Raw genomic sequence first — 22,068 nt, forward strand, 5'->3', positions numbered from 1 at the left:
CATAGGTTTATATGAGAAAGTCAAATCTAAGTACATTACTTACATATAGCTAATTTTTATTGCTGTTTCTTTGCTATATAAAATAATGCAATTTTTTTTGTATTACATTAGTGGAGTAAATATTGTGTCTCGTATCTTACATTTTATTCTAGGATTCACTGCAATAGTGATTCTATCACTGCTTGCCAGTAATAATCCAAAAAATATTCGTATACGTTTTATTTTTCAGATACTAATCATAGAAATTTTATTAGGATACTTTATTTTACATTCCCAATTAGGATTAGATTCTATACAAAGATTATGTACTTTATTTAATACACTATCAATTTTTGCATTAGAAGGAACTAATTTTGTTTTTGGAGGCATGCACGCACAAGGATTAGCTACTTTTTTTTTAAACATACTTTGCCCAATCATTTTTATTTCCGCTCTAATTGGTATTCTACAGTATACTGGAATATTAACACTCACTATTCAAATAATTGGCGCTATTTTATCTAAAATTAACGGAATGGGAAAATTAGAATCTTTCAATGCTGTTAGTTCACTGATTTTAGGACAATCTGAAAATTTTATAGTTTATAAAAATATTATTAAAAATATATCTGAACCTCGAATGTATACTATGGCAGCAACTTCTATGTCTACAGTATCTATCTCTATAATGGGAGCATATATGACCATGCTAGCCCCAAAATATGTTGTGGCCGCATTAATATTGAACATGTTTAGTGCTTTTCTTATATTATCATTACTTAATCCTTATGTAGTAAACAAAGAAAGAGACCTACACATAGCCGATTTATATACTAGTAATCGAAATATCTTTGAGATTATAAGCGAATATATTTTAATTGGGTTTAAAATAGCCATTACTGTTGCTGCAATGTTAATAGGATTTATTGCGCTCATTTCTGCTCTTAATGCAATATTTAAAGTATTACTGAACGTATCTTTACAAGAAATTTTAAGTTATGTTTTCTTTCCATTCGCTTGGATTATAGGTATACCTGCCAATGAAATATTACAAGTCAGCAGTATTATGGCAATTAAATTAGTTTCTAATGAATTTATTGCCATAATAAATTTACAACAAATCTCCGACGTTCTATCATCGCAAACTGTAGGAATAGTATCAGTTTTTTTAGTTTCATTTTCTAATTTCTCATCTATTGGTATTGTTATAGGCGCCATTAAAGGGCTGAATAAGACACAAGGGAAAATGATATCGAATTATGGATTTAAACTGATATATAGCTCTACACTAATTAACATGTTATCAGCCGCAATAACCGGTTTAGTAATATAATTTTCACTAAAAAATTAAATTATTTTATATATTTAACTACTAAATTAGTACTAAACTGATAATATATATTCATCAATATCACATTGATGTAGTTAAAAATTAAATAATTTTTAAGACAACAAAAATAAAAAATAATAATACAAGGTATATATACTATATAAAATTTTTTAAAAATAAATAATATTAAAGCGGTCTCTAACCAAATTCACATCAACTTCTTACAATGCCACACTCGAAAGAAGAAGTATCCCAATTAAAAATAACAACTCTGTAATGCTAAATTTTGTTATAAATAATAATGATCTCTGCATCTGTTATATAGAATAACCTCGATTGTATATCCGCATTAAAAATTTAATAATAATAATCATTTGCTTATATGTTGAATACAGCGTGTTGAAATATAACGTATAGCTTGATCGATACGCTCCAATACGCGCGATCTCCCAATAGCATGTACAGTATAACTAAGAGCTGGAGATCGATCTGTTCCAGTTAATGCTACGCGAAGTGGCATCCCTATTTTATCTATACTGACATTTAATTCATTAACAGTTTCAGTAATAACTGATTTAATGGTCTCTGGTGTCCAGAGAACTATATTGCTAAATTTTATTTTAAAATACTTTAATGGCATTATTGCAATAGGTTTCAAATAATCTTTAGCTGCCTTATTTTCAAATATATTAAAATCTATATAAAAATAATGACAATTATTTGCAATTTCTTTTAATGTGCGCGAGCGTTTCGCAAATAATTTTATTATATCAGTTAACTGTGGACCATTTTGCATACTGATTCTTTGTTGACGCATGTGCCACGACAAATGTGAAGCTACATAATCTATTGGCAAATGATTAATATAATAATGATTTAACCAAAGCAATTTTTCAAAATTAAAAACGCTAGGAGATTTACTAATTCCACTAAAATCAAAATATTTTGTCATTTGTTCAATATTAAAAATTTCTTGATTCCCATAAGACCATCCTAATTTTACTAAATAATTAAGTACAGCTTCAGGAAGAAATCCATCATCACGGTATTGCATAATTCCTAACGCTTCACGACGTTTTGATAATTTTTTCCGTTCATGATCTAAAATCATTGATACATGAGCATATATTGGTATTGGAGCTTTTAATGCTTTTAAAATATTTATCTGACGCGGAGTATTGTTAATGTGCTCCTCTCCTCGTATAACATGGGTAATTTGCATGTCCATATCATCTACTACAACACAAAAATTATATGTTGGAGAACCATCAGCACGACGAATAATTAAATCATCTAATTCTTTATTACTGAACGTAATTGTGCCTCTGATTTGATCATGAAATGTCACTACACCTTTCTGAGGATTACAAAAACGTACTACATAAGAATTAACACAAGGATCATATTTTATGGCTGTGGATTTGAAACGACAATAGCCATCATATTTAGGTTTTTCTCCATTTTGTATTTGATTTAACCGCAATAATTCTAATCTCTCTGATGAACAATAGCATTTATAGGCCATATCATGTTGAATCATATAATTTATCACACTATTATAACGAGCAAACCTATCAGTTTGAAAATAAGGACCTTCATCCCAATCTAAACTGAGCCAATTTAGCCCCGAAACAATAAATTTAACAGTATCATGTATAGAACGTTGTAAATCAGAATCTTCTATACGCAACAAAAATTTGCCGCCTTTCTTACGAGCAAATAACCAAGCATATAAAGCGGTTCGAATATTACCAATATGTATAGAGCCTGTAGGACTAGGAGCAAATCGAGTTTTAATATTCATAAATATTAAATACCTAATTATATAATATACAAACTACTTACTTAAGTTAACACAATATTAAATTTAATTTTTGCATGTAATAAATTATAACTAAAAATCTCTATTTTTATAAAAACCCATTGACTCATGTCAATGAATCCATATAATTCAATCCAAACAACATAAAAGGTGATTAGCTCAGTTGGCAGAGCATCTCCCTTACAAGGAGAGGGTCGGCGGTTCAAGTCCGCCATCACCTATTTTATTTGTCTTAATAAACTTAGGGTCGTTAGCTCAGAAGGTAGAGCAGTTGACTTTTAATCAATTGGTCGCAGGTTCGAATCCTGCACGACCCAAAGAATTAACTGTTTGCATCATACTAATGATAGACAATTTTAAATAATTGATGTAACTTAAATCTAATCATGTTTTATATTACTAATATTAATTAATAAACAGCACTGTACTATTTATTCAGGTTTAAAAACTAAAACTTATATACTAATTTTAGGTTAAAATAATAAAATTTAGTTGAAATAACCAAATATCTACTAGAAGGATTAAAAATTTATAATCCTTTATTTTTATCTAAATTATTCTAATAATGGACTCCATTATAACATTCCTATAATTTTTAATCTTTTAAATTTTTTGTTTTAAATAATAACGCTTAATTTAATCCCAATAGAAGGATCAATTAAATCCTGAACATTCTTTAAATTGTCAGGATTTCTAAAAAAATGATATATGTTATTAGCTAAAATTGGTCCTACATATTTTAAACTTAACAATGATTGCAAATCAGCAGTAACTAAATTTTCAAGAGTTTTATATACAACAGCTAAGTTATTAGCTACCGTTTCACCTACACCCCGAATGCCTAATGCATATATAAAACGAGCCAAAGTAATTTTTTTAGAATTCTCAATAGCCCATAATAAACGTTCAGCATATTCCGTGCCAAATCCTTCCAAACAAAGTAACTTATTTTTATTTAAATTAAAAAAATCAACCGGAGTAGATACTAAATTTTTGTTAACTAATTGATCGATGATTCTGTGTCCCATACCACAAATATTCATTGCTTTTCTGGAAACAAAATGTTCAAGCGCTGCCTTTCTTTGAGCAAGGCACGCTAATCCAGCTGTACAACGCAATATTGACTGACGATACCACGTTGCGATAAGAGATCCACATATCGGGCAAAAATGTGGAAATTCTATAGCTTTCGCACGATCAGTACGTTTAGATAAAACTACTTCTAAGATTTTAGGAATAACATCACCAGATCTTTGTATACGAACCGTATCGCCAATCATCAATCCAAGTCTCTTGACTTCATTAATGTTATGAATACTAACCTTCCTAATTGTAACATCAGAAATTACTATAGGCTCTAAATAAGCTATTGGAGTAATAATACCTGTTCGTCCAACCTGGAAAATTACATTATCTACTGTAGTAGATCTTATCTCTGTAGGAAATTTATAAGAAACAGCCCAATTAGGGGCTTTAGATCCACAACCTAACTTATTTTGATATTTGCAACTATTTATCTTAACAACTATTCCATCAATGTTAAACTCTAAACTAGCTCGTATTTTTTCTATATAAGAATAATATGCTAATACTTTATCAATTCCGGTAACTAAACAAATATGATTACTAATTGGTAAACCCCAATTCTTACATAACTGTAGTCGTTCCCAATGACTATCTGGTAATTCTTTTTCTCCAAAATAATCACTAACACCATAACAATAAAAACTTAATGGACGTTTAGCAGTAATAGCAGAATCTAACTGACGTAACGAACCAGAAGCAGCATTTCTAGAATTAGAAAAAGGTCTATTACCTTGCCGCACTGTTATCTCATTTAATTGTAAAAAGCATAATTTAGATATAAATATTTCTCCTCTAATTTCTAACAAATATGGTAGTTTATCATGATTATTAGCATCAATTTTTAAATACATAGGTACCGAATAAATAGTACGCACATTTTCGGTAACATCTTCTCCAATTTTTCCATCACCTCGAGTTGCTGCGCAAACTAATTTTCCATTTTTATATAATAAACTAACTGCCACTCCGTCTATCTTTAACTCACAACAATATGGGACAATATGATGATCATTAAGTTTTATTTTTATTCGTTTGTCAAATGATAACAATTGATATGATTGAACAATACTATTTAGAGATAACATTGGTATTTTATGACTTATTTTTTTAAAATTATCTTGTAATACACCTCCTATACGTTGTGTAGGAGAATTCTCTGTAATCAAATGAGGATAAATTTTTTCTAATTGATGCAGTTCTGCCAATATTGCATCATATTTTTCATCAGATACTTCAGATTCATTTTTTATATAATATATATATTCCCAATGACGTAATTTTTTTCTTAAGTTTTGTATTTTTTTTTCAATAAATTTCATAATATAAATGTTCCAACAAACATGGAGTATAATAATTGGTCTACACTCAAAATAAGTGTTTCTATCGACTAATAATTAAAGGTAAATAATGCAAATGTTTTAAATAATTAACTTTTTAAAATAAATAATACTTGAATAATAAATAATTATTAAATTTACTGTCATAAAGTAATCTATAGCGACGATAGAACATCCAATAAATTATTATATAATGAATGCACATATCAAGTTAATGCATAATAATTAATTTTATTCTGATATAAAACATTTAAATATTGATTTATATTTTAATTTAATTCTAACTATTTTTAAATATATTCTATTTCAAAACAAATATGTCATGTAACATTATATGACGCTGAGGAACATTAAATATGTATAAAATTTATCAAGACAATTCTTATACTATCGGTCATACCCCATTAGTCCGTCTTAATAAAATTGGAAATGGACACATTATGGTTAAGATAGAATCTAGAAATCCTAGCTTTAGTGTTAAATGTCGTATTGGCGCTAATATGATTTGGGATGCAGAAAAAAGAAACCTATTAAAATCAGACACAAAACTGATAGAAGCAACAAGCGGCAATACTGGCATTGCTTTAGCTTACGTAGCAGCAGCACGTCACTACAAATTAACTTTGACCATGCCAGAAACAATGAGTATTGAACGCCGTAAATTAATTAAAGCCTTAGGTGCTGAAATTATATTAACAAAAGGAAATGATGGAATGAAAGGCGCTATTGCCAAAGCAAAAGAGATTGCTGATTCTGATCCTAAACGTTATCTATTATTACAGCAATTTAATAATCCTGCAAATCCAGAAATTCATGAAAAAACAACAGGACCTGAAATTTGGAATGACTCTAATGGACAAATAGACATACTTGTAGCTGGAGTTGGTACAGGAGGAACTATCACCGGGATTGGAAGATTTTTTAAGAATATAAAGAAAAATAAAAAAATAATTATCGTAGCAGTGGAACCAGACAACTCTCCAATCATTACTCAAACATTATCTGGCCAAAAAATAACCCCAGCGCCACATAAAATTCAGGGTATTGGCGCTGGATTTATTCCAAAAAATCTTGACTTAACTTTAATTGACCAAGTAGAAACAGTAAGCATAGATGCAGCTATTAGCTATGCCAAACATTTAATGGAAAAAGAAGGAATTTTAGCTGGAATTTCTTCAGGTGCCGCATTAGCAGCTGCTATACAATTACAAAAAAACAAAATCTATGAGACTAAAAATATAGTAGTTATACTACCATCATCCAGTGAGCGATATTTAAGCACTATATTATTTTCAAACTTATAAAAAATAATAATTTTTTCTATTAATACTAAACACAACAGAAAACATTCATTTACGGGTGTTTTCTGTTTATATTTTTTCATAAAAAATGCTATGCACTTTTATACGTTGAAGAATTTACAAAAACATTGAATTAATTACATTATATAAATAGAATACTATATTTTCTGATATATTATAAGGATCTTAAAAGGATTAATGAAAAATATCTTTAGTTCATATTCTATTTTGAATGTGATATACATAAAAGATAAAATAAAAATCAATAAATTATTTATATAACAAATTTTGTTCATTTATATTCATCAAAAAAGTATTTAATTCAATAAAACTTGAAAAAAATATTATTTTCATCATATTATTTGATCAAATGGAGATAAAAATGTATCAAAAAGAAATTATAATTACTGCTTCCAATGGTTTACATACTCGCCCAGCTACTCAATTTGTAAAGGAAGCAAAAAACTTTAATTCTGAAATTACAGTAATCTCTAATGGGAAAAAAGCAAGTGCTAAAAGTTTATTTAAACTGCAAACACTAGGATTAAGTAAAGGTTCTATAGTTATTATTTCTGCTAACGGCATAGATGCAGAACAGGCAGTGCAACATTTAATTAAATTTATTGCTAAACTTAAATAAAAAATAACATAATTAATCAATGCAACTCTAATACAGGTAGAATTATGATTTCAGGAATTTCAGTATCACCTGGCATCGCCTTCGGAAAAGCGTTGCTATTGCAAGAAAAAAAAATTCTCATTAATTCAGAAAAAATTGCTATTAATTCTATTAAACAAGAAATAAATCGATTTATTTCTGGACGCACTGAAACTTCTAGACAATTAAAAGAAATTAAAAATAAAATAAAAAACCAATTAGACTCGAAAAAAGAAGCTATTTTTGAAGGCCATATCATCTTATTAGAAGATGAGGAACTTGAACAAGATATCGTCACTCTTATTAAAGAAGAACTATTTAGCGCAGATGCTGCTGTGTATTCAGTGATTGAAACCCAAGCAAAAGCCTTAGAAAAACTAGAAGATGAATATTTGAAAGAACGTGCCACCGACGTGCGAGATATTGGCAATCGTTTATTAAAAAATATTTTAGGGATCCCAATTATCGACTTAAACACAATCACTGAAGAAGTAATAATTATTGCTGTAGATCTTAGCCCATCAGAAACGGCTCAACTAAATTTAAAAAAAGTGTTAGGATTTATCACTGATGCCGGAGGAAAAACCTCACACACTTCTATCATGGCTCGTTCTTTAGAATTACCAGCCATTGTAGGAACGGGTATGATCACGAAACAAGTTTCTAACGGAGACTTTATAATACTTGATGCCTTAAACAATAAAATTTACATTAATCCAACCCCAAACATCATTAAAAATATCAATATATTAAAAGAAAAATATATTTCTGAAAAATATGAGTTAACTAAATTCAAATATCTTCCAGCGATTACTCTTGACGAGCATCAAGTACGAGTATGTGCCAATATCGGAGATACAACACACGATATCATTAGAGCCAAAGAAAATGGAGCTGAAGGAATAGGATTATATAGAACTGAATTTTTATTTATGAACCGTAATACATTACCTGCAGAAGAAGAACAATTTCAAGCTTATAAAAAAGCAGCTGAATCAATGATTAATCAAGCTGTAATCATACGTATTATGGATATTGGAGGTGATAAAAATTTGCCTTATATGAATCTTCCAAACGAAGAAAATCCATTTCTTGGATGGCGTGCAATTCGCATAATGTTAGATAGAAAAGACATACTGCATACCCAATTACGTGCTATCTTGCGCGCTTCTTTTTTTGGTAAATTACGTATAATGTATCCTATGATTATTTCTGTAGAAGAAATAAAAACCTTAAATACAGAACTAAATTTATTAAAAAAACAACTACGTAAAGAAGAAATAAAATTCGACGAAAATATTAAAGTAGGGATTATGATCGAAACTCCCGCTTCTGCAATCATCGCACATCATTTAATTAAGGAAGTAGATTTTTTTAGTATCGGAACCAATGATTTGACACAATACACTCTTGCAGTAGATCGTGGCAACAAATTAATATCTCATTTGTATAATCCTATATCTCCATCTATTTTAATATTAATCAAAAAAGTAATCGAAGCTTCACATTCTGCAGGAAAATGGACAGCTATGTGTGGAGAAATGGCAGGAGATGAGCGTACTACTTTGCTATTATTAGGAATGGGGTTAGATGAGTTTAGTATGAGCTCCATATCCATTCCACGAATTAAAAAAATAATCCGTAATTCATATTATCATGATGCAAAAAAAATAGCTAAAAAAGCATTAAGTTATTCAACTACAGAATCAATAATGCATTTACTTATGCAGAACAAACAATAATATATCCGTATCAAAACAGACCTAAGTTATGTAATATCAATTTTTTAATTAAAACGCAATCTACTACCATGAAAATATAACCTCAAAAACTAATAACTTACAAGTCTATTAGCTACACAATCTGTGAAAATTTCATCTATATTAATACACATACTTATAAATAAAAACAACAAAAATATATAGACTATAAATTTACACCGTCCAATATATATTCCTATACAAAATATTTTCACTACTTGCCCTATATAATTTTAATAATTTCCTTTACTAGCTGTTTACTCAACTATCTATGAAACTTATAATTCACGCACGCATAAAAACCAAGTCTTTCTATATGCAGCACTCAAATCTAAGAACATTGTGAAATTATTCATATATCCAGAGGCCCGCATAAATAAAACTTGTGTCAATGGTTATTTGCATCTTTATCTTTTAGTATCATTAAATCAAAAGAAAAAGAATGTTATTACTTACACTTACAATGCCATTTCTCCCGAAAATAATCGCGCATTGCGTCCGCTTAAATAACAACATGATCCACGTTCCGGAATACCAAAAATATCCTTAATCCCTAAAATTATAGTCAACAAACCTTGGTGCCATCCCAAAGGTTCTACACTTAATTGCCAATAAAATCCATGTAAACTAACATTAACAATTTTAGCTGGTAACGGATGCAGTACATTAGATTCTTTACTAATATCCATTTCCCAGGGGCGAAAAAATAATTCTACTTTTCCCTGTAAAGCAGGCACGTATGGTAAAGACCAATGATAAGAACCAATAGATAATTCTGAGCCGCATACTATTCCTTGTAAACAGTTAACTTCACTTAAAAACTCTAAAACAAAACGAGTAGCTGGAACACACCAAATATCTTTAGGTGTACCTATTTGCTCAATAATCCCTCGGTTCATAACCACTATTCTATTAGCAACTTCCATCGCTTCCTCTTGATCATGCGTAACAAAAACACTAGTAAATTTAAATTCACTATGCAATCTACGAAGCCAACGACGTAATTCTTTCCTAACTTGAGTATCTAATGCCCCAAAAGGCTCATCTAATAGCAAGATTTCTGGTTTAATTGCTAAAGAACGAGCTAGAGCTACACGTTGTTTTTGCCCTCCAGAAAGTTGCGCTGGATATCTATTACCTAAACCTTCTAATTGCACCATAGTTAACAACTGCATAACTTTTTTATTAATTGCATGAGAACTTGGGCGTTTATGACGTGGTAACATTCTTATACCAAAAGAAATATTATCAGATACTGTCATATGACGAAATAAAGCATAATTTTGAAAAACAAAACCAACATGACGATCACGTGCACCAAGCTGACTGACATCTTTACCTCTAAAACGTAAGCAACCACTATTGTGCTGTTCTAATCCAGCAATAATACGTAATAATGTTGTCTTACCAGAACCAGACGGCCCCAACAATGCTATAATTTCTCCAGATGCAATATGTAAAGAAATATTAGTTAGTACTTTGTCATGACCAAAAAATTTAGTGATCCCATCCACTTCAATACTCATTTCTTATCCCTGGCCACAAATATTAATTCATACGTTTCACACGACTTTGTAAGTAATTCTTTATACACAACATAATAATTGAAATAGAAGCTAATAATGATGCGGCAATAAATGCACCAACAGTATTATAATCTTGGTATAATAATTCTACATATAATGATAAGGTATATGTTTCACCACGTATCAACCCTGATACTATGGATACTGCTCCAAATTCACCAATAGCACGAGCATTAGTTAAGATGGCGCCATATAATAAAGCCCAACGAATATTTGGAAAAGTGACATAACGAAACATCATCCAACCAGAAGCCCCAAGCAGTACTGCCGCCTCATCTTCCTGTCTTCCTCTATTTACCATCACCGGAACAAGCTCATGTACTATAAAAGGACAAGTGACAAAAATAGTAACTAACACTACTCCTAGCCATGTAAATATTATTTGTATATTATAAAAATCTAGCCAATTTGCTATTACATTATCATTTGTATAAAGTAACAGATATAACAATCCAGCAATTACTGGAGAAACAGCAATAGGTATATTTAAACAGACTAATAAAAGTTGCCTTCCATAAAATTTAAAACGAGTTACTAACCAAGCCATCAACACTCCAAAAAATATGTTGATAGGCACAGTAAACAACACTACAACAACCGTTAAAAAAATTGCATGTATCATGTCTTTATCAATCAAATTTACTCTGACTACTTTTAGTCCTTCTGAAAAAGCAGATACAAAAATAACAATTAAAGGAACTAACAATAACACTGTTGATATAAACATAGTTAAACTAATTAAAACCCATTGGCTCAATGTAATACGACTAGTATAACTATTATTTCTATTTACATAATTATTAAATATGTTTATCACTAAAATCCTTTAAACCTCTGATTTATTCGCAATTGAAACATATTAGTAAACAATAACAATAATAAAGAAATAATCAAAATTACAGAAGCAATAGCGCTAGCTGCTGGATAATCAAATTCTTGTAAACGAATAAAAATAATTAAGGATATTACCTCGTTCTTCCATGCAATATTCCCAGCAATAAAAATGACTGCACCAAATTCACCTAAGCTTCGGATAAAAGATAACACTACACCAGATAACCAAGCTGGCGCAAATTCCGGAAAAATGATATTAGAAAAAATTTGCCAATGACCAGCCCCAAGAGTCTTTGCTACTTCTTCATATTCTTCAGCAAACTCCTCTAATACTGGCTGTATCGTACGTACTACAAATGGAATACTTGTAAAAATCATAGCAATAGATATTCCTACCCACGTATATGACACTGTAATACCTACTCTAGATAACCAACTACCATACCAGCCTGATGTTGAAAATAATGTTGCTAAAGTTAATCCTGCTACTGCAGTAGGTAAAGCAAAAGGCAAATCTATTAATGCATCTAATAATTTCTTACCAGGAAATTGATATCTAGTTATTACCCATGATACTAACATACCAAATACAGCATTAAATAATGTTGCTAATCCAGCAGATAATAAAGTAACTTTATAAGAAACTAATAATGCTGGATCTGTAATTATATCCCAATATTGATAAAAATTCATTTGAGATAATTGCATCACTAATGCACTCAAAGGTAATAATAAAATCAAACAAACAAACAACAAACTGCTGCCAAGAGCTATACCAAATCCAGGTAACACATATTTAACTGAAAAAAATAACATCAACGATATCCTACTGATAATAATTTATCTAATTCACCGCCACGCCTGAAATGTGTCTCCATAAGAATATTCCAATTACCATACTGATCCTCGATCCTAAATAATTGACTCTTAACAGATTTATTCTGATAGATTGGAATAACATCCATTGTATTTACACGATATCCAAACTTAGTAATAATCTTTTGCGCTGGAGGAGTATACAAATAATTTAAATAAGCTTGTGCTACATTTTTAGTTCCATTGCGGATAACGTTTCTATCTATCCAAGTCACTGGAAATTCCACTAAAACATTAGGTTTAGGTATCACAATATCATAGTTACTAGATCCATGTTGCTTCTGTACTAATTTTGCTTCAGATTCAAAATTAATTAATACATCTCCCTGATTTCGATCAATAAAAGTAGAAGTAGCAGCACGCCCTCCAGTATCAAATACTACTACATTTTGTAAAAACTTTTGCATCCAAAATCTAGTTTGCTCTATATTTCCGTTACTATTTTTAAAAAATACATTCCAAGCAGCTAAATAAGTATAGCGGCCATTTCCAGAAGTTTTAGGATTAGGAAATACTATCTTCAACCCCTCATTAGTTAAATCATGCCAATTATAAATTCCTTTTGGATTTCCTTTTCTTACCAAAAAAGCCATAGTTGAATAAAATGGCGAACTATGATTAGGCAATCGATCTTGCCAATCTTCAGGAATTAATTTCCCACGGTCATATAAAATTTGTACATCTATTACCTGATTATAAGTAACCACATCTGCACGCAAACCTTGTAATATAGCCATAGCTTGCCTGGTAGATCCTGCATGAGACTGCCGAATAATTAGTGTGTCTTCAGGATTTTTATCCTTCCAATGTTTAATAAAATTAGAATTAATCTCTAAAAACAATTCTCTAGATACATCATACGAACTGTTTAATAAAACAGTCCCAAAAACTGAAGCATAAAAAATATAATACAATAGCACTGTTGCTCTAATTGTTTTTAAAAAAATACGTACAATAATCATTTATATCCACATATAAACATGATTAATAAAATAGAATTTCTTTTATTCCAAAGAAATATGATATATTATGTATACAATTGTGAAATAGATCGTATGTAAATATATATTTACATAAAATTTAATTAACCAATTACTGGTATACAAGTAATATTATTTATAATGTAGAAATTAATTTATAACTAATAATTTATTAATTAATAAAAATTTACGTTTTTGTATATTTAAAAAATAAACCACTACAATAATGAAACGATTATTAATTTGTAATAAAATATAAAATATTTCCATATATTTATTTTTAAAATAAATCAAACGATCATTTTATAACAAAATCAACAATTAAAATGATTCTACACAAAAATAAAAAATTTTCTTCATTAATACAATCGAAACCTAAAATAACTATATAACAATTATATGAATTAAAATTCGAATCAAAATATTTTATTTTAATAAATAAAATATCTACATATGATTATATCGCTATATGAAAACTCATATATAATTAATTATTTTATATACCTAAACAAGTAGTTTTAAAATAAAATACCCATCTTAAGATTTAATAAAAAATTATTTAAGAATTAATTCATGTATGCATTACATAATATTTAAACTATTATTCAATAAACATTACAATCAATTATTTAATATCAAAAATAAATCACATCTTTTATTTTGTTAATCTAGAATTACCATCTCATTTATTACAATAATATATATACAACCTAATATACTCTTATGCAATCTAGAAATTAATAACTCTTTTAATTGAATGCGACAACGCAATTATACTGTTACTATTTTGATAGAACATCCTATATAAAGGATTGCATAAACAATTTAATTAAAAAATAAGATAAAAATACCAACCAAATCCCATCAACTAAACTATATTAATGAGATATAAAATAATCATGATGATTCAATAATTACTATCGCTATCCCATTATAAATACTCATTACTAAGCAGTGATTCATCAATCAAATAATTCAAAAATAGCCTATAGCATAAACAAAACTTAATATCATTAATTACAATAATCTACGTAACACTATCGTCATTAATGCATCTCTTATTTAAAAATAAATGTTACTACTTTTAGTATATATTCCCTTAATATATATTCTATCCTATACTAGAAATAAATCATATATACACTTATACAATCAAAAAATTAATAGTAAATATAAATATTAAAATTTTTTAAAAAAATATCTAAATACATATCTACTGACTCAAAAAATAACATCGTTTATTACAAATATATGATAACAAAAAATATAATAAATTAATCAAAATTAATCACTAAACATACAGAGGCATCTAATATTATTATTAACATTGATACTACTTTTCAAAAATACATTATAAGTAACATAAGAATTAAAAATAATAACAACATCCAATTCAATTTAATTGATATTACTCCCTTTTAACTAAAACCATGTACATATCTAAAACCAAATATATATTTTAATTTATGTATTTTAAATTTTATTTACAATGAGTACTATTAATATATTTATCAAATAAATATAATATTCATAATCACATCATTACGTGAAAAATAATTAAAAATTATTCTTGCTATAAACAATATTACTATCATATGATTAATATCAACATCAATTAACTGTCATACGGATAAATAAATTATAAATACAATTAAATGTAATTGCATAATTATTATCCTAAAACTACTAGAACATTAGCTTTTTTAAATATATAGATTCCTAAATATTTTTGTTTCCTATTGTAGATAAAATATTTAATAAACTTATTTTTATGTTATTCATTTTTAAAACATAATAAAAATAACATAACTATGTAAAAATAATTTAACACACTCAACAATTCTCTATAAAAAGACGATGTTTTAATAATTTGTTAATTAAAATTTAATATTAGGAAAACACTTTATGTTCACAAATAAAATATTAGCTAATGCTATACGTATACTAAGCATAGATGCTATACAACAGGCTAATTCCGGACACCCTGGTTGTCCTATGGGTATGGCTGATATTGCAGAAGTACTATGGAGGGATTACATGAACCATAATCCAAACAATCCAAATTGGATTAATCGAGATAGATTTGTTCTATCTAATGGACACGGATCAATGTTATTGTATAGTATACTACATTTGACTGGATATTCCGTATTTATAGAAGATCTAAAAAATTTTAGACAGTTAAATTCTAAAACACCTGGACATCCAGAATATGGACATACTGATGGAGTCGAAGTTACAACAGGACCGTTAGGGCAAGGATTAGCTAATGCTGTAGGATTAGCAATTGCTGAACGAACACTAGCAGCTCAATTTAATCGTATGGAGTTTAATATCATTGATCACTATACTTATGTATTTTTAGGAGACGGGTGCATGATGGAGGGTATTTCTCATGAAGTTTGCTCATTAGCTGGAACTATGAAACTAAATAAATTGATTATGTTCTATGACAACAATGGTATTTCTATAGATGGTGATATAACAGAATGGTTCACGGATGATACTGCTATGCGATTTGAATCCTATGGATGGAATGTAATACGTAATATAAACGGACATAATAGAGATTCTATTAAAATTGCAATTGATCAAGCTAAATCCATATTAAATAAACCATCATTATTAATATGTGACACTATTATTGCTTTTGGATCGCCAAATAAAAGCGGCAAACACAGTGCACATGGCGCTCCGCTAGGACAAGAAGAAGTAGCTGCTACTCGAAAAATACTGAATTGGAATGAACCTCCATTTTTTATACCTAAAAAAATATATAAATTATGGAACGCTAAAATAATAGGTCAAGAAAAAGAAGATGCTTGGAAGAAATTATTTTGTCAATACACCCGTACTTATCCTGATTTAGCAAAAGAATTAATAAGACGAATAGAGCGAAAATTACCTAATGATTGGCACAAAAAAACACAAAAATTTATTGAAAACTTACAAATAAACCCTAAAAATATTGCTACACGTCAAGCTTCTCAAATTATAATTGAATCCTTTTCCAAAAAACTACCAGAGCTTTTTGGCGGATCTGCAGATTTAACACCCAGCAATTTAACAACTTGGTCACAATCTTCTTCTATCATGAAAAATACTGCTGGAAATTATATTCATTACGGTGTACGAGAATTCGGTATGACTGCAATTGCTAACGGTATTGCTAATTATGGAGCTTTTTTGCCCTATACCGCTACATTTTTAACATTTGTTGAATACGCACGTAACGCAGTTCGCATGGCGGCATTAATGAATAGTCATCATGTTATGATTTATACTCATGATTCTATTGGATTAGGAGAAGATGGTCCGACTCATCAGCCGATAGAACAATTATCAAATTTGCGTATGACCCCAAATTTAACAGTATGGCGCCCTTGTGATCAAGTAGAAACAGCAGTGGCTTGGAAATCTGCAATTGAACACCGTGGCCCGACTGCACTAATTTTATCTAGACAAAATCTTATACAACAAGAACGCACATCAACACAAATTAACAATATTTCTCGAGGAGGATACGTTCTTAAAGATTGCCAAGGCATACCTGAGTTAATTATAATTGCTACCGGGTCAGAAATAATACTAGCGATAAACTCATATCGCCGCTTAACCAATGAAGGATATAAAGTACGAGTTGTTTCCTTACCTTCTACTGACATATTTGATCAACAAGATGCATCATACCGTGAATACGTATTGCCTCATACAATAACTAATAGATTAGCTATTGAGGCTAGTAGTAGTGATTATTGGTATAAATATGTTGGATTATGTGGTGAAATAATAGGTATGAATACATTTGGAAAATCAGCCCCACCAAATCAACTATTTGAATTTTTTAACTTTACTGTCGATTATGTAATCGAAAAATCATATAAATTATTAAATAAATTTATTAATAAATAAGTAATAATAAAATTTTTTATGCGCAAAACTATGTCAGTGCTTTAATTTATGTAGTATGTATAATCAAAATATATACATCTAGCTTAATATGTAGATATATTAATTGTATAAGTTTCAGAGTTTCAAATATGTAGCTCTTAAACTTAAAATATTTTAACCTGTAACTACTATAACAGGAGCATACAATATGAATTGTTCTACATTAGAAATATTGGCTCAACAATTAATTAAACAACCATCGGTATGCCCAAGAAATAATAATTGCCATGAAATAATTATAGATTATTTACAAAAATTAAATTTTAACATAGAACTCATGCAATTTGATGATACTTTGAATATTTGGGCGTATCATGGAGACAAAAAACATAACACATTATTATTTCTTGGGCATACCGATGTGGTAGATCCTGGAAACCTACACTCCTGGAATTATCCCCCATTCTCAGGATTAATACATGATAATGTGTTGTACGGACGGGGTGCGGTAGATATGAAAGGTGCGTTAGCTGCTATGTTAGTTGCTTCCGATAATTTTATAAACAAACATCCTAATTATCAAGGCCGACTAGCATTTCTTATTACCTCTGATGAAGAAGGAACTGGAATCAATGGAACTACAAAAGTTGTAGAATCTTTAATGATACGCAACGAACATATAGATTATTGCATAGTAGGCGAACCATCAAGTCAACATCAAATAGGGGATGTTATAAAAAATGGAAGACGTGGTTCACTTACAGGAAAATTAAAAATATACGGATCACAAGGGCATGTCGCGTACCCCCAATTTTCAAAAAACCCAATACATTTAGTTATTCCAATATTATCAAAGCTTTTAAATACTACATGGGATCAAGAAAAGAATGTATTCTTCCCCCCTACTACTATACAAATTACTAATATTTATACGGACAATAACAATAATAATATTATACCTCATACAGTTACATTAGACTTTAATTTTCGCTTTAATAATAAATCTTCTGTTGAAGATATTAAAAAATGTATAAAAAAAATACTTGAATATCATTCTTTAACTTATGATATTAATTGGAAACTTTCTGCAGAACCTTATTTTAGCAATCCAGGGAAACTAACTAATGTTGTAGTCAATGTTATTAAATATTATCAAAAATTTGAACCTTGTTTAGAAACTACAGGGGGCACTTCTGATGGACGTTTCATAGCTAAAATGGGAGCAGAAGTTATAGAATTAGGTGCATGTAATCATACTATCCACAAAGTTAATGAATATATTGATTTAGCAGATCTAAAATTACTTAGTTCTATATATCAAAAAATAATAGAAAATATACTACTATATCAACAATAAATATAACAGATATGATCTGTTACACGTCTTTTAATATAACTTTAACGATAAACATGTATATTCTGCATACTTAAAAACATAACGATGAAAACTTTTTATTCGTTCTAATTTAGTTAATCTTCAGTGTTAATTAAACAAGATGTATGCGTTGTTTCTGTAGGCAATACTACAGGAGGACATATATTTAATTTTTTACCTATTTTTTGAAAATTAGTGATATTAATGTCACTAATTTTTGGAATAACATAATCACCATATGATGTAGGTAATAAAATATCTAAATTTTCTGGTAAATTTAATTCCAACAAAGATACAGTATCTAAATATTCTAAATTTCCATTAAGTTTACAGCGATTTTCCTTATATATTTCAGAAGAACAACAAGCCGATAGCAATATCACACATAAAATCTCTAAAAAAGTTAACATTGCAACCCTTATATAAATAATTATTTATGATTATATTGAGTATAAAATAATCCTGAATTTATTAAAGCCTTCTTCAACACATGACAATATACTTCAGATAAATAGGTCATAGGTAAACGTAAAGTATCACATGATATTAGTCCTAATTCTTTACAAGCCCATTTTACTGGTATAGGATTAGAATCAATGAACAACGCTTGATGAACAGGCATCAAGCGTTGATTAATATGCTGTGCGTTTAAAAAATCATTTTTATTTGCTAATTTGCATAGATCAGCCATTTCTTTTGCAGCAACATTAGCAGTAACAGAAATTACTCCGACTCCTCCAAGCTTCATAAAATCTAATGCGCTTAAGTCATCTCCACTTAATAAAATAAAATCTTCATGCACCAGTTGTTTTAATTGATTTACTCTATTTAAATTTCCTGTTGCCTCTTTAATCCCAATTATATTCTTTATCTTTGATAAACGAGAAACAGTGCTCGGCACCATATCACAACCAGTACGTAACGGAACATTATATAATATCTGTGGCAATTCTGTGCTGTCTGAAATAGCTTTAAAATGTTGAAATAATCCTTCTTGATTAGGACGATTATAATAGGGGGTAACACTTAAACAAGCCGCTATATCGCTATTATTAAATTTGTTAGTTAATGAAATAGCTTCTGCTGTTGAATTTGCGCCAGTACCAGCTATAACTGGTAATCTACCATCACTAAACTCTAAAGTTTTCATAACCACGTCAACATGTTCTTCCTGTGTAAGTCCAGACATTTCCCCTGTCGTTCCGACAGAAACAATAGCCGATGTACCACTAGTTACATGATAATCAACAAGTTTTTTCAAACTTGTCCAATCTACAGAACCTTTTAAATCCATTGGGGTGATTAAAGCAACTATACTTCCAGTAAACATGAACTATTATCTCCAATAAACTTAACATATAAGGCTTTATACATTTAATGAAACTTGACTAAACAAGAGAAAACATAAAATATTCAACTTCATTTGAACATAGAAAATAGTATGATTATTTTATATAACTATATACTATAGTATACTTATTTATGAATATACATATCATTTACTATCGTTTAACAATTTTAAATGAATTAAAAATTATTTTCATTATATTTTTGATTATTAAGTAAATTATTATCTGTTAAGGACATATTCAATACTAAATGATTATTTAAAATAATTCTCTGTTATTTTTATAACAAATTATTTTTTAAATTATCATCATATGTAGATATAAAACTCTTTTAAATAATTTCATTATATTATATACAAAATTTGAAAGTGGTATTAAAGTGTAATTAATTTATAAAAATTAATAAATTTTTTCAATGGAAAATTACCATGGCATTATTACAACCTGGAGATAAAGCTCCACGCTTTATTTTACCCGATCAAGATGGTATTTCAGTCGATCTTTATTCTTTTATAGGGAAAAAAGTTCTTATTTACTTTTATCCTAAAGCTATGACACCAGGATGCACCATACAAGCATGTAAATTAAGAGATAATGTCGATATATTCAAGAAATTAAACGTAGAAATAGTTGGCATTAGTAACGATACACCAGAAAAACTTTTAAAATTTCATGAAAAAGAAATGTTACGTTTCACTTTACTCTCTGATAAAGACTACAAAGTTACTAAGAAATTTGGAGCATGGGGAGAAAAAAAATTCATGGGAAAAATATATAATGGAGTACATCGTGTTAGTTTTGTAATAAATCCCATCGGCTTTATAGAGCAAGTATTTACACATTTTAAACCTATTGAGCATGATCAAATCATATTACGTTATCTAAATGATAAAATCATAATAAAGTAAATAATTTTTATATAACCAGTTATACTATTAAATAGCTTATATATAGTAGATCTACATACATAAAAATCAAAACCATTAATATTTAAAACTGTTAAACAACATATATATCTATTACTGATAATCATAGATATATATGTACAGTATAAAAATTTATTATAAACAACATACTAAACTTTATTTATTGTATAATATATATACAATTCATATATTATTTTAAATAAATAATTTTTTGATTATATATAGATCATATATTATTTAGTTCCAAATGTCTTGTCACCAGCATCTCCAAATCCTGGAATAATGTAACCATGTTTATTAATTTTTTGATCTATAGAAGCTAAATATAATTCAATATCTGGATGTCTTTTTTCCAAAGCTTCAATTCCCTCCGGCGCTGCTACTATTGATAAAACTTTTATATTACTACATCCAAATTTTTTTAATAAATCAATAGTAGCGATTATTGATCCACCAGTAGCCAGCATGGGATCTAACACCATTGCCATACGTTCATTTATATTGGAAACTAATTTATGGAAATATGGAATTGGCTCAAGAGTAATTTCATTACGATAAATCCCTATTATACTTATACGCGCGCTCGGAAGATGCTCCAATACACCATTCATCATACCCAACCCAGCTCTTAAGATTGGTACTACTGTTATTTTTTTCCCTTTAATACGCGCAATTTTAACTACTCCACACCATCCTTTGATAGTTACTATTTCTACTTCTAAATCATCAGTAGCTACATAAGTTAATAAACTTCCTAATTCTGCAGATAATTCTCTAAAACGTTTAGTGCTAATATCACAAATACGCATTAGTCCTAATTTGTGCTGAACTAATGGATGTCTGATCTCAACTATCTTCATATCAACTTTGTTCTCCATGAAAGTAAACTCTCAAATCTGAGAAATTATACTTTCTAATTACCATTTATAATAATATCCATAAATTTATTAAAATAAATATAAGATACTATTTAATTGA

The 22,068-nt window shown here is 28.9% G+C and carries 16 protein-coding genes and 2 tRNA genes; 9 read left to right on the plus strand and 9 right to left on the minus strand.

What is annotated here, in order from left to right; all coding sequences use genetic code 11:
- Nucleotides 1–124 precede the first annotated feature (124 nt).
- A complete protein-coding gene (locus M9400_RS00080; protein ID WP_250232424.1) occupies nt 125–1,312 on the plus strand; it encodes a NupC/NupG family nucleoside CNT transporter in 1,188 nt (395 codons plus the stop codon).
- Between the two features lie 367 nt (nt 1,313–1,679).
- Here the strand turns inward: M9400_RS00080 and gltX are convergent, their stop codons facing one another.
- Nucleotides 1,680–3,113: a glutamate--tRNA ligase gene (gene gltX / locus M9400_RS00085; protein WP_250232425.1), complete on the minus strand. Its 1,434-nt coding sequence runs from the start codon at nt 3,111–3,113 to the stop codon at nt 1,680–1,682.
- 166 nt (nt 3,114–3,279) lie between these two features.
- Between gltX and M9400_RS00090 the strand changes: the two genes are divergently transcribed.
- A tRNA-Val gene (locus M9400_RS00090) sits at nt 3,280–3,352 on the plus strand.
- Between the two features lie 23 nt (nt 3,353–3,375).
- A tRNA-Lys gene (locus tag M9400_RS00095) sits at nt 3,376–3,448 on the plus strand.
- Nucleotides 3,449–3,748: 300 nt separating this feature from the next.
- Here M9400_RS00095 and ligA read toward each other — a convergent pair.
- Nucleotides 3,749–5,536: an NAD-dependent DNA ligase LigA gene (gene ligA / locus M9400_RS00100; protein ID WP_250232426.1), complete on the minus strand. Its 1,788-nt coding sequence runs from the start codon at nt 5,534–5,536 to the stop codon at nt 3,749–3,751.
- 374 nt (nt 5,537–5,910) lie between these two features.
- Between ligA and cysK the strand changes: the two genes are divergently transcribed.
- The 3 genes from cysK (at nt 5,911) to ptsI (ending at nt 9,255) form a co-directional block, all read left to right on the plus strand.
- On the plus strand, nt 5,911–6,858 hold the full coding sequence (cysK, locus tag M9400_RS00105; RefSeq protein WP_250232427.1) for a cysteine synthase A: 948 nt from the start codon (nt 5,911–5,913) through the stop codon (nt 6,856–6,858).
- Nucleotides 6,859–7,237: 379 nt separating this feature from the next.
- Nucleotides 7,238–7,495 carry an HPr family phosphocarrier protein gene (locus M9400_RS00110; RefSeq protein WP_250232428.1) on the plus strand — a complete coding sequence of 86 codons (258 nt, stop codon included), beginning with the start codon at nt 7,238–7,240 and terminating at the stop codon, nt 7,493–7,495.
- Nucleotides 7,496–7,539: 44 nt separating this feature from the next.
- Entirely contained in the window at nt 7,540–9,255 is a 1,716-nt protein-coding gene (gene ptsI / locus M9400_RS00115; RefSeq protein ID WP_250232429.1) for a phosphoenolpyruvate-protein phosphotransferase PtsI, read from the plus strand.
- Between the two features lie 476 nt (nt 9,256–9,731).
- On the opposite strand, the gene cysA is transcribed toward ptsI, so the two are convergent.
- The 4 genes from cysA to cysP all read right to left on the minus strand — a co-directional run bounded on the left by cysA (nt 9,732) and on the right by cysP (nt 13,531).
- Nucleotides 9,732–10,799, minus strand: a complete 1,068-nt coding sequence (cysA, locus tag M9400_RS00120) for a sulfate/thiosulfate ABC transporter ATP-binding protein CysA (protein ID WP_250232430.1) — start codon at nt 10,797–10,799, stop codon at nt 9,732–9,734.
- Nucleotides 10,800–10,821: 22 nt separating this feature from the next.
- The gene (locus M9400_RS00125) at nt 10,822–11,586 is read right to left on the minus strand and encodes a sulfate ABC transporter permease (RefSeq protein ID WP_250232722.1); all 765 of its coding nucleotides are present in this window, start codon (nt 11,584–11,586) and stop codon (nt 10,822–10,824) included.
- Between the two features lie 89 nt (nt 11,587–11,675).
- Complete coding sequence (gene cysT, locus M9400_RS00130) at nt 11,676–12,509, minus strand: sulfate/thiosulfate ABC transporter permease CysT (RefSeq protein WP_250232431.1); 834 nt, start codon at nt 12,507–12,509, stop codon at nt 11,676–11,678.
- Nucleotides 12,509–13,531 carry a thiosulfate ABC transporter substrate-binding protein CysP gene (gene cysP, locus M9400_RS00135; protein ID WP_250232432.1) on the minus strand — a complete coding sequence of 341 codons (1,023 nt, stop codon included), beginning with the start codon at nt 13,529–13,531 and terminating at the stop codon, nt 12,509–12,511. Before cysP ends, cysT begins: the two co-directional genes overlap by 1 nt.
- A 1,923-nt stretch (nt 13,532–15,454) precedes the next feature.
- On the opposite strand from cysP, the gene tkt reads away from it, so the two are divergent.
- Complete coding sequence (tkt, locus tag M9400_RS00140; protein WP_250232433.1) at nt 15,455–17,461, plus strand: transketolase; 2,007 nt, start codon at nt 15,455–15,457, stop codon at nt 17,459–17,461.
- A gap of 187 nt (nt 17,462–17,648) precedes the next feature.
- Entirely contained in the window at nt 17,649–18,797 is a 1,149-nt protein-coding gene (dapE, locus tag M9400_RS00145; RefSeq protein WP_250232434.1) for a succinyl-diaminopimelate desuccinylase, read from the plus strand.
- A gap of 113 nt (nt 18,798–18,910) precedes the next feature.
- Here dapE and M9400_RS00150 read toward each other — a convergent pair whose 3' ends face one another.
- Both M9400_RS00150 and dapA read right to left on the minus strand, forming a co-directional pair.
- Nucleotides 18,911–19,198 (minus strand): hypothetical protein, encoded by a 288-nt coding sequence (locus M9400_RS00150; RefSeq protein WP_250232435.1) that lies wholly within the window; start codon nt 19,196–19,198, stop codon nt 18,911–18,913.
- Nucleotides 19,199–19,245: 47 nt separating this feature from the next.
- The gene (gene dapA, locus M9400_RS00155) at nt 19,246–20,145 is read right to left on the minus strand and encodes a 4-hydroxy-tetrahydrodipicolinate synthase (protein WP_250232436.1); all 900 of its coding nucleotides are present in this window, start codon (nt 20,143–20,145) and stop codon (nt 19,246–19,248) included.
- Nucleotides 20,146–20,592: 447 nt separating this feature from the next.
- Here dapA and bcp point away from each other — a divergent pair, with 447 nt between their 5' ends.
- On the plus strand, nt 20,593–21,072 hold the full coding sequence (bcp, locus tag M9400_RS00160) for a thioredoxin-dependent thiol peroxidase (protein ID WP_250232437.1): 480 nt from the start codon (nt 20,593–20,595) through the stop codon (nt 21,070–21,072).
- A 251-nt stretch (nt 21,073–21,323) separates the two neighbouring features.
- On the opposite strand, the gene upp is transcribed toward bcp, so the two are convergent.
- Nucleotides 21,324–21,950 carry a uracil phosphoribosyltransferase gene (upp, locus tag M9400_RS00165; protein WP_250232723.1) on the minus strand — a complete coding sequence of 209 codons (627 nt, stop codon included), beginning with the start codon at nt 21,948–21,950 and terminating at the stop codon, nt 21,324–21,326.
- Between the last annotated feature and the right edge of the window lie 118 nt (nt 21,951–22,068).

This window comes from Blochmannia endosymbiont of Camponotus sp. (assembly GCF_023586085.1).
GTDB lineage: Bacteria > Pseudomonadota > Gammaproteobacteria > Enterobacterales > Enterobacteriaceae > Blochmanniella.

What these genes read in the sequence shown, in the direction of transcription:
- dapE (WP_250232434.1), top strand. Translation starts at nt 17,649, where the DNA reads ATGAATTGTTCTACATTAGAAATATTGGCTCAACAATTAATTAAACAA.
- bcp (WP_250232437.1), top strand. Translation starts at nt 20,593, where the DNA reads ATGGCATTATTACAACCTGGAGATAAAGCTCCACGCTTTATTTTACCC.
- dapA (WP_250232436.1), bottom strand. Translation starts at nt 20,145, where the DNA reads ATGTTTACTGGAAGTATAGTTGCTTTAATCACCCCAATGGATTTAAAA.
- cysK (WP_250232427.1), top strand. Translation starts at nt 5,911, where the DNA reads ATGTATAAAATTTATCAAGACAATTCTTATACTATCGGTCATACCCCA.
- cysT (WP_250232431.1), bottom strand. Translation starts at nt 12,509, where the DNA reads ATGTTATTTTTTTCAGTTAAATATGTGTTACCTGGATTTGGTATAGCT.
- ligA (WP_250232426.1), bottom strand. Translation starts at nt 5,536, where the DNA reads ATGAAATTTATTGAAAAAAAAATACAAAACTTAAGAAAAAAATTACGT.
- cysP (WP_250232432.1), bottom strand. Translation starts at nt 13,531, where the DNA reads ATGATTATTGTACGTATTTTTTTAAAAACAATTAGAGCAACAGTGCTA.
- cysA (WP_250232430.1), bottom strand. Translation starts at nt 10,799, where the DNA reads ATGAGTATTGAAGTGGATGGGATCACTAAATTTTTTGGTCATGACAAA.
- upp (WP_250232723.1), bottom strand. Translation starts at nt 21,950, where the DNA reads ATGAAGATAGTTGAGATCAGACATCCATTAGTTCAGCACAAATTAGGA.
- M9400_RS00110 (WP_250232428.1), top strand. Translation starts at nt 7,238, where the DNA reads ATGTATCAAAAAGAAATTATAATTACTGCTTCCAATGGTTTACATACT.
- gltX (WP_250232425.1), bottom strand. Translation starts at nt 3,113, where the DNA reads ATGAATATTAAAACTCGATTTGCTCCTAGTCCTACAGGCTCTATACAT.
- M9400_RS00125 (WP_250232722.1), bottom strand. Translation starts at nt 11,586, where the DNA reads ATGTTTATATCAACAGTGTTATTGTTAGTTCCTTTAATTGTTATTTTT.
- ptsI (WP_250232429.1), top strand. Translation starts at nt 7,540, where the DNA reads ATGATTTCAGGAATTTCAGTATCACCTGGCATCGCCTTCGGAAAAGCG.
- tkt (WP_250232433.1), top strand. Translation starts at nt 15,455, where the DNA reads ATGTTCACAAATAAAATATTAGCTAATGCTATACGTATACTAAGCATA.